The following is a 13,123-nucleotide window of genomic DNA, read 5'->3' as shown; positions in this document are numbered from 1 at the left end:
GAAGACCTCAAGATCTCAAACTAAGGGATCGCTGAGCGAGCTGGGTCCGGCAGAGGAGAATCTTGGTGTTGCTGCCGTCCGGGGTCTCCTGCTGGTCGAGGTTGGCACCGGGCAGCGCGGCGCGGACCCGGTCCATCATCGCGTCGCTCAGGTAGTGGTGGTGCAGGTCGAGAGGGCGCAGGTGGGTCAGCGGCTGACCGGCCAGCAGCCGCTCGGCGCCGGGGTCGGTGAGCGCGCCCAGCGCCAGGCTGAGCGACTCCAGGCGCGCGACGATCGGCGCGCCCGCGACCGCGCCGGCCAGGTCGTCGGCGATCTCCGCGTCCTCCAGACCGAGGTGACGCAGCGCGGGCAGCCGCTCGCCGCCCAGAATGCCGGCGAGATCGTCCACCGTCGTGTCACCGCCGTAGAGCTCGATGCCGAGCCAGAGGTCAAGGTGCTCCAGCGCCGGCAGGTCGCTGGCACCGACCGCCCGGACCACCTCGGCGGGCAGCCCGCCGGACTCCAAGCGCAGCGTGCGCAGGACCCGGCTGCGCACCGGCCGCAGCGCCAGGTCCTTGCCGCCGCGCACCTCCAGGTGCTCCAGCTCGGGGAACGCGTCGAACAGGCGGGTGATGTCGGGGGTCTCGAGCCACGAGATCTCCGCCTCCTCCGGGGTGATGTCGCCGAGGAACAGCGCCCGTAGCCGGGGCAGCCGCCCGGCGAGGCCCACCAGCAGGTCCACCGGATCGGCGTCACTGTGGTCGTCGTAGGACGCGCCCCAGTAGCCGATCACCAGATGGGTCACGGCGGCCGCGTCGACCTGGTCGGCGAAGTCCCGCAGGACCTCGCCGAACTCGGGCCCGTCGAACACTGTCTCCACTCGCCAGGCGACGTCCGCGGCTCCCACCGGCGCCCCGCCCGACTCGCGGTCAAACTCAGCCACCGGCTTGCCGGCGAATTCAGCGAGATGCTCGTAGATCGTCATCCGGTTCCCTTCCGCGGCCGTCGTCGTCACCGTCCTATCAGCCGCCACCGACAATGCGCCGCGGCGGCGTCCGGACCAGCGGGAACCCAACCGCCGCAGGGCTTTCGCCGCGCCTCACCGCCCCGCCCAGGGGGCGCTCGAAGCCCCCGGGGCGGGCTGGAAGAGGCCTCGCAGCGAGGTGATCGACAGCAGCTGGAGGCTCGCCACCACCGCCGCGACCGGAAGCGAGCAGGTGAGGTCCATCGACGGGACGAGGACCGTGGCGCACCCCGCGGCGAGCCCCGCCCGCGCACCGGATTCGCTGTCCTCGAGAACCACGCACTCCTGCGGTGGGACGGCGAGCAGCCGCGCCGCGGTCACGTACGGCTCCGGATCCGGCTTGACGTGCCGCACCTCGTCGCCGGCGAGGGAGACGCGGAAGTACTCGCCTCCCACCGCCGCCAGGACGAGGTCCACCAGCGCCCGCGGCGACGAGGAGACCAGCCCCAGGGGAATGCCCTCGGCGGTCAGCGCGCGCAGCAGTTCCGCCGCGCCGGGCCGGGTCACGATGGCACCTGGCACGGCGAACAGCTCCCTGATACGCCTCCGCAGGAACGCGATCGACCCGTCGAAGGCCGAGGCCGGAGCGCCGATCATCGACAGCATCGTCCGCAGCCCGTTGCCGCCGCCCAGGCCATGGATCGCCGTCCTGATCTCCGGTGTGAGCTCGCCGCCGAGACGCACGGCGAGCTCGGACTGCGCGACGCTCCACAGCCGCTCGGTGTCGACGAGCAGGCCGTCCATGTCGAAGAGCACGGCAGCCGGTGCACCAGCCATCGTCGAGGACCCTCACTTCCGCGAACACGGCGGGATTTCCCGTGAACGACCAGCGCACGGCACCGCGGGTCCGCGGCTCGCGCGAAGTCTACGAGTGATGCGCGACGGCAGGTGTTATCAGTAGGCCGACGGGCATGATCGGTTCAGGACGACAAGGTCGGATCAGGGACACGACGAGGCCGAGGAGGAAACAATGAAGTTGCTACGGAGGCTGCGCCGGGAGACCCACCGTGACGTGAATGCCGCGGACCGGTCGGCGGCGCGGGGTCTGCGTCGGCTGCGCCGGCGGTCGCAGAGCCGCTCCACCACCGGGTCCCGCTACTGACACCCCGGACACCGGCGCGGGCATAGTGCCCGGCCTTGATTTCGCCGCCCGTCATCGCCTCCCGGTGACGGGCGGCGGACATCATGTTCGAGGGCAGCGGGAACCGGGACTTTCGAAGGTTCCCGACGGGCCCGGCCAGCACTACCCTGATGTGTCGAGATGAACATTCGCGAGAACCTCGCCGCCCGGTGACAGCCATTCCCCCAACCCGGCGCGGAGATCCGGGAGATCGACAGCGTGCTGTGGGGCCGGGTGACGGTGGCGGACAGCCCGCTGCGGATCGCCCGGCGTTTTCATGCCGACGTCGCAGAGGCCGATCGGAAACGGCATCGTTTCCGCGCCTCGCGGACTCCGCGAGAAATGCCGCAGCCGACCCCGCTGACGAGACGCGGCGCGGACGGCCAGAATCGAATCCTCCGCCGCCGGGCACCGATGCCTCCGGATGAGAGCCGCCCGTTCACGGGGTGGTGGTGCCCACCGGTATTTCGTGGGTGATCTGCTGGGCAGGTCGCCGCCTTGGCAGAAGGACCGCTGGCACCAGGCAGCAGAGAATGAGGACCAGGGCGACCAGGTAGGTGTGTCCAAAGGCTGTGGCGAGGGCGGAACGGCCCCGCGCGAGCGCCTCGCCGGTAACTCCGCCAGGGGCCGCCCCCTGGGACACGGCACTGTACGAACTCGCCGCGGGGTCGTCGAGCACCTGGTTGGTAAGAACAACCGACAGCAGGGCCGTTCCGATGGAGCCCGCGGTCTGCTGGACGATGTTCATCATCGTCGATCCGCGTGCGATCTGGCGGTCGGTGAGGGTGGCCAGCGCCGCCGACATGATCGGCATCAGGGTCATGCCCATTCCGAGGCCCATGACGAACAACGCCCCGACCAGCGGCAGGTAGGCGGAGTCCGCGCTCACCTGGGTGAACACGGCCAGCCCTGCCGCGATCAGTACGAGACCGCCGACCACGATCCTTCCCGGGCCCGTTCGGTCGGTAAGCCGGCCGGCCAGCGGCATGGTCAGCATGGCGCCCAGGCCCTGCGGCGCCACCAGCAGCCCGGCGTTCAGCGTGCTCTCCCCCCGCACCTGCAGGAAGTAGCTGGGAAACAGCAGCATGCTGCCCATGAACGCGATGGCGAACATGGCTCCGGTGACCACCGAGACGGTGAGATTCCGGTTGACGAACAGCCGCAGATCGACCAGCGGATGGTCCTGACGCAGCGCGTGCAGCGTGAAAACGATCACCAGCCCGAGGCCGGCGATGCCCGCGACCAGGACCTTCACGTCAACGACCGTGCCGGCCGCAGGAATGGAGGAGACGCCGAATAGCAGCAGTGCCAGCCCCGGCGACAACAGGAGCATGCCGAGGAAGTCGAAGGACTCGCGGGGCTGAGGCTGGTCCGGGTGCAGGACTCGCAGCGAGGTCACGAAGGCGACGGCTCCAATCGGAACGTTGACCAGGAAGATCCAGTGCCAGCTGGCGGCCTGAATCAGCCACCCGCCGAGGATGGGGCCACCGATCGGGCCCATCAACATCGGTATTCCCAGCACCGCCATCACCCGACCGACCCGTTCCGGACCGGCGGCCCGGGTCATCATGGTCATGCCAAGGGGCATCAGCATCCCGCCCCCGAGGCCCTGTAGGACCCGGAACACGATGAGCGGACCGATACCCCACGCTCCGCTGCACAGCGCCGACCCGGCTACGAACAGTCCGATCGAGGTCAGGTAAAGGCGTTTTGTGCCGAACCGGTCGGCAGCCCATCCGGTCACCGGTATCACCGTGGCCAGAGCCAGTGTGTAGGCCGTCATCGTCCAAGCCACGGTCGCGTAGCTCGCGTGGAACTCCCGCTGGAAGGTCGGCAGCGCCACACTGACCACGGTCGTGTCGAGGATGGACATGGTGGCACCCAGCACCGTCACGCCCGCGATCATCAGCACGTCGCGGTCCAGCTTCTCGGTGCCATCCGTGGCAGGCGGCGGCGCCGTCCTCACCCAACAGCTCCTTCCTGCCCGGCCTTGGAGCGGTATGTCGGCATGGGTCGCCGGAACCGGTTCAGCACTGCGCCTGCGGCGCGCTTGGCAGCGCGCCAAGGTCGCGGAGCAGCACCAGTTCGTCGGCGATCACGTGGAGCGCGGTGATCCGCCCGTCCTCGATCGTGAGCACCTCCATCGTGGGAACCCGGACCATCCGGCCGGTGGCCTGCAGGGTGCCGATCGGGGTCGGCAGCGGGCCGACGTGCAGGCCGCGCATCTCGAACGCGAGGGCTACTCCGCGCGCCGTGGGCACCTGTAGTGAGACCTCCGCGACCAGCCCCTCGTACGCGGTGTGCAGACCGCGTACCTGGTCGGCGAGCGCCGCGACGGGGATCGGTGTCCCGTTCACCCGGACGGGATCAGCGAAGATCCGCCGAAATCCGAAGTCCAGATCGGTGGCGCCGGTGGGCGGGGTGAACCAAAGTTCCAGCAGGTTCCGGACCAGCTCATCGTGCGTGTCAAGGGCAGCGGTCGCCATGATGATCATCTCCGTCGCGCCGGCGGACCAGCCTCGCGGGCCGGTACCGGATGAGGCAGGGTGCGGCCAGAACCGCAGGTCGTGCCGGGGTCAGGGGCGGATACGACTGCCGACCGCGGGCCCGGAAGGAGGCTCTCGCGCAGGAGATCCAGCACCTCGCTCGCCCGGTCGACGAGGTAGAAGTGGCCGCCCTGGAAGACCTTCAGCTCGGTCTCGGCGCGGGTGTGCGCGCTCCAGCCCCGTGCCTCCTCGAGAGAGACCCTCGCATCGGCGTCGCCGACGAGGACGGTGATCGGGCACGCCAGCGCGCTCCCGGGCTCATGGCGGTAGGACTCGACCGCCTGATAGTCGGCCCGCAGCGGCGGAATGATCATTTCCACGACCTCGGGGTCGGACAGCATCGCCGGACTGGTACCGCTGAGCCTGAGCAGCTCGGCGACGAGCTTGTCGTCCGGCTCCGCACGCAGATGTTCGTCGCGGTAACGGGACGGTGCGCGCCGCCCGGAGGCGAACAGCCGCACGGGTTCGGGCAGCCCAGCGGCGCCCAGGCGCCGCGCGACCTCGAAGGCCACCAGGGCACCCATGCTGTGGCCGAAGAATGCCAGCGGTCTGTCTACCAGTTCACACACCGCACCGAAACTTCGATCGGCCAGTTCGGCGAGGGTGGTGATGTTGGGCTCGTGCCGGCGGTCCTGCCGGCCCGGATACTGGATCGCAACCGTCTCGACCTGCGGGGCTAGGCCTTTCGCCACCGGATAGAAGAAGCTGGCCGATCCGCCGGCGTGCGGGAAGCACACAAGGCGTACGGGCGCGGTCGGCACCGCCTCGTACACCCGCGTCCACGTCGTGCTCATCATCCGCGGTGAGTCCTTCCGCTGCCTTCGCATCCGGTCCACACGTACAGACAGCACCGTAGATCGACCGCACGGGCCGCCGGCATCACCAGGTCTGATAGGGAATCCCGCCACCGGAGTGGACCAGGGCCTTCGCCACTAGCCTGGGGGCATTCTCCGGCGCGTGTGGGGGCGGACGATGCTGACGGAAACGACAATGCCCGACGGGAACGCGGCCGATGTCCTCGTGGTCGGCAACGGCCCGGTCGGCGCGGTGCTGGCGATTCTGCTCGCTCAGCTGGGCCACCAGGTCACGGTGCTGGAACGCCGGCCCCGGCCCTACCGGCTGCCCAGAGCCACAAGCTTCGACGGCGAGACCGCACGGCTGCTCGCCGCCACCGGGATCGGGCCGCGGCTGGCTCACGTGACGGAACCGGCGACGGGTTATCAGTGGCGCACCGCGGACGGCGCGGTGTTGCTGGACATCGCCTTCACCACCGACGGCCAGTTCGGCTGGCCCGATGCCAGCACCATGCACCAGCCCGCGCTGGAGGAGCTGATGGCCGAGCGGGCATCGGAGCTGGCCGGGGTGCGCCTGCACCGCGGGCACGAGGTCACCAACATCAGCGACGGGGAGCACGGCGTCACGGTCACCGCCGCGTGTGACAACGGTGAGGCCGAGTTCTCCGCCCGGTGGGTGGTCGGCTGCGACGGGGCGAGCAGCTTCGTCCGCGACCACCTCGATGTGCCGGTGACCGACCTTGGTTTCTCCTACGAATGGCTGCTCTGCGACGTCGAGCTGCGCCACGAGCGGTCCTTTGAGCCCACCAATGTTCAGGTCTGCGACCCGGCCCGGCCCACCACCCTGGTCGGCAGCGGGCCCGGCCACCGGCGCTGGGAGTTCATGCGGCTGCCGGGCGAGAGCAGCGCCGAGCTGAACCGAGAGGCGACGGCCTGGCGGCTGCTGGCCCCGCACGGCGTCACGCCGGACAGGGCGAACCTGCTGCGCAGCACCACCTACATCTTCCAGGCCCGGTGGGCGGAACGCTGGCAGGCGGGGCACGTGCTGCTCGCGGGTGACGCCGCCCACCTCATGCCGCCGTTCGCCGGCCAGGGCATGTGCTCGGGGATCCGCGACGTCACCAATCTGGCCTGGAAGCTCGATCTCGTGCTGAGCGGGCGGGCCGGGCCGGCTCTGCTCGACACATACACGGCGGAACGCCGAGAGCAGGTACGCGCGTCGATCCTCGCCTCGGTGCAGCTCGGGCGGGTGATCTGCATGACCGACCCGGCCGCGGCCGCCGAACGCGACGCCACTGTCCTCGCCGGTGCGGCGGTGCGTGGCACCGGCCGGCCGGAGGCGCCGACACCCCTCGCGACCGGGCTTCTGCGCCGTAACCCCGCGACCGGTGACCCGGCCGCCGGCGCGGGCATCGTCATGCCGCAGGGACGGGTGGGCGCCGATGGTCGGGAGGGCCTCTTCGACGACGTGGTGGGCCGGGGTTTCGTACTGCTCACCACCGACGGCCCGCTGGCACTGGGCGAGGAGCGGCTGGCCTTCCTGCGGGAGCTCCCAGCCCACGTCCGGCGGGTCGTCCCCGGGCCTCCGGATGCCCGCGCGGATGCGGAGATCGTCGATCACGCGGGCGTCTACATCGACTTCCTGGCCCGGCACGACGCGACCGCGGTGCTGGTCCGGCCCGACTACCAGGTCTTCGGTGTCGCTGCCGGGCCGGCGGCGACGGCCGGCCTCGTCGACGACCTGCGGGTCCAGCTGGCCTCGGTCGTGCTGGCCTGAGCGCCGCGTCGGTCGCCAGTGCTCGGCGAGGGCGGCCCGCTCGGGCGCGGCGGGGACGCCTTCCTGGACCCGCCGTCGAAGGGCGCGGGCGTGCGGGCGCGCACTCAGCCAGCCGGCACGGACGGGCACAGCGCAAGCAGCTCGACAGGCCGGCGCACGACGGCGTTCGGACCGGCGGCAAGCAGTTCGCCCTCCGGCGGCGCCGCCCACAGCGCGGCCACGGCGAACACGTCGGCCGCCTGGGCGCTGGCGAGATCGATGGCCGCATCGCCGACCATGATGGCCGCCGCAGGGGACACGTCGAGCAGGTCCAGCGCGCGAAGCACGATGTCCGGCGCGGGCTTCGGGCTGGCCACCTCGTCGGAGCCCACCACATGGTGGAAGAACGGCAGCAGACCGAGCCCGTCCAGCAGCGAGCGGGCCCGCGGACCGCTCTTGCCGGTGGCCACCGCCAGGCGCAGCCCCCGGACCCGCAGGGTCAGCAGCAGCTCGGCCACGCCGTCGAACGCCGTGACCTGGTGTGCGAGCCGGTAGCTCTCGCGCACGAAGGGTGCCTCCATCTCCAGCGGAAGACCCATGATTCTCATGATGTCGGGGAAGTACCGGCCCTGGTGCCTGCGGTACTCGTCGAACGGCACGGGGCCGTCGCCGACCACCTCGGCATGGGCCGCTTCGAAAGCCCTCCGCATGACGGTGAAGCTGTCGACGATGACGCCGTCCAGGTCGAAGACGACCGCCTCACGGACAACTCCCGCTGGCAGGGCGGCCCCGCCGCCGGCGCCGGCGTTGGTGTTGGTGCTGGTGCTGGTGCTGACCAGGGACGGCCAGGTCAACGGCGCGGTCACGGACACGACTCCTTCACTCGGTCGGTCTTCGAAGTGGAAATGCCTGCCCGCTGGTCCGCCGGCGCCCGGTCGGGCGCCGGCCGCGACGCGGACTGGTAGAAGGTCTCGATGGTCCGCACGGTGGCGCGGGCCTCCGCGATGGCCTGACCGCGCTTCCAGGGGCGGGTGGCGAGCTCGTCGAGCTGGCGGTCGTACTCGGCGCCGACCGGCTCGGCCGGCACCGACACCAGGGTCGTGGTGCCGTTACGGGTGAGCGTGAGCTCACTGTGAGGCAGCCGGTTCGGGCTGAACCCGAACGTGCAGGTGAGGGTGGCGGTGCCCGCGCTGCCCTCGAGGAGCAGGCGGGAGGTGTCCAGGGCCTCGTGGGAGGCCCAGCTCGCCCGCAGCGCCACCGAGACGCCGTCGTCGCGGACCAGAAATCCTCTAGCGGTATCCTCGACGTCGCCGGCCACGCCCGCGTCGTCGTGGCGCCAGGCCGCCCGCCAGGTCTCGTCATGGACGAAGTCGGCGGAGACGGCGCCCAGCACGTGGCTAACGTGCGCAGGGCCAACCAGAGCCGTGAGGGTGTCGAGGAGGTGCCAGCCGAGGTCGACGAGGGCACCTCCGCCGGCCTTGTCCCGTTGGGTGAACCAGCCGCCGGCCTGGGGAATCCCGCGGGCGCGGACCCAGGAGAGGTCGGCGTGGCGAAGGTGACCGAGGCTGGACACAAGACGGGCGAGCGTGCGGACGTCGGCGCGGTGACGTGCCGCGCTGCCGGCCGACAGGGTGACGGCGCCGACCCGCTCGGCCGCGGCGAGGGACTCGACCTCGGTCGAGCTGAGGCAGACGGGCTTCTCCAGGAAGACGGCGACACCCCGGCGCAGCAGGTCGGCGGAGATCTCCGCGTGCAGGTGGTTGGGCACGGCCACGATGGCTAGGTCGACGTCGTCGGCGGCGAGCTCGTGCACGCCCGCCAGCGCGGCCGGCGCGGCCGGCCCGGCCAGCGCAACGGCAGCGGCACGACCGGTCGGCTCGGGGTCAACGACGGCGCGGACCTCGTAGGCGGGGTGCCCGAGCAGGCGGGGCAGCCACAGCTCACGGCCTGCCCAGCCGAGCCCGACGACGGCGACCCGTAGGGTCATCGCGGCACGCCGCGCGGACGCGCGCTCACGCGGCGGCCACCGCGGCGGCGATGATCGCGGCGGTGTCGCAGATCGCGTCCTCGGAGGCCAGCAGCACTCGGTGGTGCAGCCAAAGGCCGTCGGCACTGATCGCTTCCACCGCGGGGCAGCGCTCCGCGACCTCCTCCACCGACAGGTCCGGTGCGCCGATCTCCCAGAACGCTTCCGTCCGGTAGACCGCACGGAAGGCAGCGAAAGCCGGCAGCCCGGCCGCGAAGAGCGTGTCGACGAGCCGGTTGCGGTCCTTCTCGGAAATTCCCGGGATCCGGAACATGGCCATGTAGTGCGAGTTGCGGTCAACCCGCGGGTCCATACCCTGGGGAACCACGCTGGGAATCTCGCCGAGCAGGGCGGACAGTGTTTTCCACCGTTCGTCGCGAACGGCCCGGTGCTCGTCGAGACGGCGTAGCTGGGCGCGCAGCACGGCGGCGGAGAACTCGTTCATCCGCATGTTCGTGCCCGAGATCGCGTGCAGGTAGTGTCGGTCGGTTCGCGGGCGTCCACAGCTGTGGCGAAGAAAAGCCGTCTCGTAGGTCTCCTCGTCGGGGAAAAGTAACGCGCCGCCTTCTCCGGCGGTCATCAGCTTGCCGTTCTGGAAGCTGAAGGCCGCGACGGTGCCGAGCTCGCCTACGCGCTTGCCCTGCCAGCACGCGCCCTGCGCGTGCGCGGCGTCCTGCAGCACCGGAACGCCGGTTTCGACCGAGATCTTCGCCAGCGCGTCCATGTCGGCAATCAGGCCCGCCATGTGCACGGGCATGATCGCCCTTGTGCGGTCGGTGATCGCCGCCGCGACCGCCTCGGAATCGATGTTGTACGTGCTCGGGTCGATGTCGACAGGTACCGCCACGGCGCCGATGCGCTGGGCCGCTTGGGAGGAGGAGATGAACGTGAATCCAGGTACCACGACCTCCGTGCCCGGGCCGACGCCGAGGCACTGCAGCGCCAGTTCCAGTGCCTGCGTGCCGTTGGTCACGGCGAGGGTGTGTGGTGCGCCGTGGTACGCGCCGAACTCCTCCTCAAAGGCGGAGACCTCGGCGCCTCCCATGCGCCACCACTGGCCCTGTTCCAGGGCACGGATCAGGCCGTCGCGCTCGGCATCATCGAACTGCGGCCATTCCGGAAACTCCGGTGCTGGTCGGGCGTTCATATTTCTCCGAATCTGCTTGTGGGGTAAAGATGGCGGGATCGGATAAGCCAACGCGAATGCATTAGACCGACGCGGCCAGATTAAATGCTGAACGCTCCGGGCCCCATCCCCCAGTCTGGTAGCGAGCGCCGCGCGCGGAGAGGTGGGAGATTCTCGGTGGCGAAGCCCCGTTCAGGAGCCTGTCGCGGCGCGGCGGATCCGCGCCTGCACCCGCTCCTTGCGGTCGGCCTCGTCGAGGTGCGGGTAGGCCGGGCAGCCGAACTGACGCTGGAACGGCGCGAACGTGTCCCACTCGGAACGCTTGCGCATCTCCTGGGCGACGGCGTTGTGCTCGCTCCAGAAGTCGCCGCCGATCAGCCGGATCAGATATCTCTCCAGCATGTCCTGGGACGTCGTCCGGCCGGCGTCAGCCGCGGACGCCACCAGCTCGCCGTCGTAGAACGCGTGGATCAGCCGGATGTAGGTGTCGTAGCCGGTCTTGAAGAAGTCGCTGTAGGCCTGGATCTGCTGCTGCGCGCAGGTCGGGTCGTCCAGCGCCGCCCCAAGCGCCTCGGCCGCCCGCACCGCGGTCGCCGCGGCCACCAGCACGCCGCCGGAGAACATCGGGTCACCGAAGCATCCCGCGTCCCCGACCATCAGCCAGCCCGGTCCGACGACGGTGTCGGAGTGGTAGCAGTAGTCGGTCTCCACCTTCAGGTCCATGGTCGGGTGGGTACCGGTCAGCCGGGCCACGATCCGCGGCACCCTGGCGACGTGTTCCTCGAACACCTGCGCCGGTGTGCTTGCCGCCAGTACCCCGCGGGGCATCACCGTGCCCACGCTGATCACGTCCTCCGACAGGGGGATGGCCCAGACCCAGCCATCGGCATGGGCGCCGACCTGGATGTCGCCGGCCACACCCAGGTTGTGCTTCTCGTCGAGTCCCGCGTAGTGCCGGTACACCGCGACCATGCGCAGCTTCTCGACGGTCCTGCGCAGGCCAAACCTGTTCGCGATCGTGCCGGCCCGGCCGCTGGCGTCGATCACGTAGGTGGCCCGCACCTCGTGGTCCTCGCCGTTCTCCTCATAGCGCACGCCTGTCGTCCGGTCTCCCTCGATCAACAGAGCGGTGACCGTGGCGCCGAAGTGGACGTCGGCGCCGTCCGCGGCGGCCTGCTCGGCGAGCACCCGGTCAAACCGGCGGCGCTCCACCTGGAAGGCGCGGTCGAACCTGCCTTCGCCCTGCTTGGCGAAGTCGGCCCGGAACACGCCGGAGAAGAACTTCGACTCGGTGGGATCGATGAACTCACCGCCGAACTTCGGCACGAAATCGTGGGAGGCCAGCACCTCGCGCAGGCCTATCCGTTCGAACAGGCCCATCATGTAGGGCAGGAGCGACTCGCCGATGTGGAAACGTGGCTCGGCTTCGCGCTCCAGCAGCACCACCGAGCGGCCCTGCCTGGCCAGCACCACCGACGCGACTGATCCGGCTGGGCCGGCGCCGATCACCACGACGTCGACGGATGTGCTCGTCATACCAATTCCCTTCGCTGTGCTGTCGGGTGTCGGGTGTCGTCCCATCGCGGGAGTCACCGGCCGTCACCGTGGGACGGGTGGCCGGTCGAACTCGCCGGCCAGGATCTCGGCGGACAACCGCCGGTGTTCGTCATCGTCAGTAATCGTGTGCACGTGCTCGCGTCCGTTCTGGACCACGAGGTAGCGACGGCCCTTGAGCACCGCCTGGCCGTCGGCGAAGGTCCGCCCGCGCAGCACGCCCTGGAAGTCCGCCGCCGCTTCGGTGGGCTGCTGCTCGCGGGCCCGCTTCTCGAACTCGGCCCAGTCCTGGTAGCGGCGCGGTTGCGGCGTGAACGTGTAGACGACCCCCCACCGGGTGACCCGCCCGCGCCGCTGCACGGCCAGCGCGCCGTCGAGTTCGCGCACCCGGAACTGGCTGCCGTGCTGCTCCTGCGCGCTCATTGCCACCCGCAGCGGTTCGGTGTAGGACGGGCCCGGGTAGCCGACATCGGTGATCCACTGCTCGCCGTCCAGCACGACCAGGCAGAACATGTGCTCGACGTCGGTCCCGAAGTGTGCTCGGCCCTCGGCGGTGCTGCCGGCCACCAGCGAGACGTCGTATCCCAGCTCCCCCAGGAGACGGTGGAAGAGCCTGTTGAGCTGGAAGCAGGTGCCGCCCCGGCCAGCCAGGACATTGCGGGCGAAGATCTCGTCCTCGTCGAGGTGGACGAGATGCACACCATCGGCGAAGTCCGCTGGCGCGATGTTGTAGGGAATGGCCGAGAGGTGCCGGTGTTGGAGAGCGCGCAGCGTCGGGAGGTCCGGGTTCGCCGGCACGGGGACGCCGATGCGGTGCAGATAGGCCTCGGGGTCGAACATCTCGTCACGATCCTTCGAGGTGGCTGAGCAGGTGGGCGGCGAGCATCCCCGGGGTGGGATGGTCGAAGACGAGCCCGGGCGGCAGACGCAGGCCGGTGGCCTCGACCAGGCGGTTGCGCAGTTCGAGCGCGGTCAGGGAGTCGAAGCCGAGTTCGAACAGCCCTTGGCCGGCGTCCAGTTCCTGGGTTGTGCCGAAGCCGAGGCTGAGGCTGACCTGATCACGGACGATCCCCATCAGCGCCGCCTCGCGCTGGCCCACGGGCAGCTCTGCCAGCCCAGTCTGGGTCCGCCCGGCGCTCGCGGCCCGCACCCGACCGCGGGCCGGCGCCCGCACCAGCTGGCGCAGGATCGGCGCGAC

13 protein-coding genes are annotated in these 13,123 nt (G+C 70.4%); 2 read left to right on the top strand and 11 right to left on the bottom strand.

The annotated features are described in order from the left end of the window. Positions 1-7: 7 nt before the first annotated feature. Entirely contained in the window at positions 8-994 is a 987-nt protein-coding gene (locus MXD58_RS09115; RefSeq protein ID WP_250609194.1) for an STM4015 family protein, read from the bottom strand. A gap of 84 nt (positions 995-1,078) precedes the next feature. After that, complete coding sequence (locus tag MXD58_RS09110) at positions 1,079-1,780, bottom strand: HAD family hydrolase (protein WP_248839314.1); 702 nt, start codon at positions 1,778-1,780, stop codon at positions 1,079-1,081. 193 nt (positions 1,781-1,973) lie between these two features. Here MXD58_RS09110 and MXD58_RS30205 point away from each other — a divergent pair, with 193 nt between their 5' ends. Continuing rightward, a complete protein-coding gene (locus MXD58_RS30205; protein WP_284678101.1) occupies positions 1,974-2,105 on the top strand; it encodes a hypothetical protein in 132 nt (43 codons plus the stop codon). Positions 2,106-2,562: 457 nt separating this feature from the next. On the opposite strand, the gene MXD58_RS09105 is transcribed toward MXD58_RS30205, so the two are convergent. From MXD58_RS09105 to MXD58_RS09095, 3 genes are all read right to left on the bottom strand, one after another. After that, positions 2,563-4,089, bottom strand: a complete 1,527-nt coding sequence (locus MXD58_RS09105) for a DHA2 family efflux MFS transporter permease subunit (protein WP_248839313.1) — start codon at positions 4,087-4,089, stop codon at positions 2,563-2,565. Between the two features lie 61 nt (positions 4,090-4,150). Next, entirely contained in the window at positions 4,151-4,609 is a 459-nt protein-coding gene (locus tag MXD58_RS09100) for an ester cyclase (RefSeq protein WP_248839312.1), read from the bottom strand. Between the two features lie 5 nt (positions 4,610-4,614). Continuing rightward, positions 4,615-5,466, bottom strand: a complete 852-nt coding sequence (locus MXD58_RS09095; protein ID WP_248839311.1) for a thioesterase II family protein — start codon at positions 5,464-5,466, stop codon at positions 4,615-4,617. A gap of 193 nt (positions 5,467-5,659) precedes the next feature. Here MXD58_RS09095 and mhpA point away from each other — a divergent pair, with 193 nt between their 5' ends. After that, the gene (gene mhpA, locus MXD58_RS09090) at positions 5,660-7,240 is read left to right on the top strand and encodes a bifunctional 3-(3-hydroxy-phenyl)propionate/3-hydroxycinnamic acid hydroxylase MhpA (RefSeq protein ID WP_248839310.1); all 1,581 of its coding nucleotides are present in this window, start codon (positions 5,660-5,662) and stop codon (positions 7,238-7,240) included. Between the two features lie 104 nt (positions 7,241-7,344). Here mhpA and MXD58_RS09085 read toward each other — a convergent pair whose 3' ends face one another. The 6 genes from MXD58_RS09085 to MXD58_RS09060 all read right to left on the bottom strand — a co-directional run. Continuing rightward, complete coding sequence (locus MXD58_RS09085; protein ID WP_518477599.1) at positions 7,345-8,085, bottom strand: HAD-IA family hydrolase; 741 nt, start codon at positions 8,083-8,085, stop codon at positions 7,345-7,347. Further along, on the bottom strand, positions 8,082-9,206 hold the full coding sequence (locus tag MXD58_RS09080) for a Gfo/Idh/MocA family protein (protein WP_248839309.1): 1,125 nt from the start codon (positions 9,204-9,206) through the stop codon (positions 8,082-8,084). Before MXD58_RS09080 ends, MXD58_RS09085 begins: the two co-directional genes overlap by 4 nt. A 25-nt stretch (positions 9,207-9,231) precedes the next feature. Further along, positions 9,232-10,392, bottom strand: a complete 1,161-nt coding sequence (locus MXD58_RS09075) for a DegT/DnrJ/EryC1/StrS family aminotransferase (protein WP_248839330.1) — start codon at positions 10,390-10,392, stop codon at positions 9,232-9,234. A gap of 171 nt (positions 10,393-10,563) precedes the next feature. Further along, a complete protein-coding gene (locus MXD58_RS09070; RefSeq protein ID WP_248839308.1) occupies positions 10,564-11,907 on the bottom strand; it encodes an NAD(P)/FAD-dependent oxidoreductase in 1,344 nt (447 codons plus the stop codon). 63 nt (positions 11,908-11,970) lie between these two features. After that, a complete protein-coding gene (locus MXD58_RS09065; protein ID WP_248839307.1) occupies positions 11,971-12,765 on the bottom strand; it encodes an arylamine N-acetyltransferase family protein in 795 nt (264 codons plus the stop codon). 4 nt (positions 12,766-12,769) lie between these two features. Then, positions 12,770-13,123 (bottom strand): acyl carrier protein (locus MXD58_RS09060; RefSeq protein WP_284678100.1); only part of this gene is annotated, 354 nt, incomplete at its 5' end.

It is taken from the genome of Frankia sp. AgKG'84/4, from assembly GCF_023242965.2.
Lineage (GTDB): Bacteria > Actinomycetota > Actinomycetes > Frankiales > Frankiaceae > Frankia.
Note: the sequence above shows the minus strand (reverse complement) of the source record. Positions and strands in the feature narration are given on the sequence as shown.

What these genes read in the sequence shown, in the direction of transcription:
- MXD58_RS09080 (WP_248839309.1), bottom strand. Translation starts at nt 9,206, where the DNA reads ATGACCCTACGGGTCGCCGTCGTCGGGCTCGGCTGGGCAGGCCGTGAG.
- MXD58_RS09070 (WP_248839308.1), bottom strand. Translation starts at nt 11,907, where the DNA reads ATGACGAGCACATCCGTCGACGTCGTGGTGATCGGCGCCGGCCCAGCC.
- MXD58_RS09075 (WP_248839330.1), bottom strand. Translation starts at nt 10,392, where the DNA reads ATGAACGCCCGACCAGCACCGGAGTTTCCGGAATGGCCGCAGTTCGAT.
- MXD58_RS30205 (WP_284678101.1), top strand. Translation starts at nt 1,974, where the DNA reads ATGAAGTTGCTACGGAGGCTGCGCCGGGAGACCCACCGTGACGTGAAT.
- MXD58_RS09095 (WP_248839311.1), bottom strand. Translation starts at nt 5,466, where the DNA reads ATGATGAGCACGACGTGGACGCGGGTGTACGAGGCGGTGCCGACCGCG.
- MXD58_RS09100 (WP_248839312.1), bottom strand. Translation starts at nt 4,609, where the DNA reads ATGGCGACCGCTGCCCTTGACACGCACGATGAGCTGGTCCGGAACCTG.
- MXD58_RS09065 (WP_248839307.1), bottom strand. Translation starts at nt 12,765, where the DNA reads ATGTTCGACCCCGAGGCCTATCTGCACCGCATCGGCGTCCCCGTGCCG.
- mhpA (WP_248839310.1), top strand. Translation starts at nt 5,660, where the DNA reads ATGCCCGACGGGAACGCGGCCGATGTCCTCGTGGTCGGCAACGGCCCG.
- MXD58_RS09110 (WP_248839314.1), bottom strand. Translation starts at nt 1,780, where the DNA reads ATGGCTGGTGCACCGGCTGCCGTGCTCTTCGACATGGACGGCCTGCTC.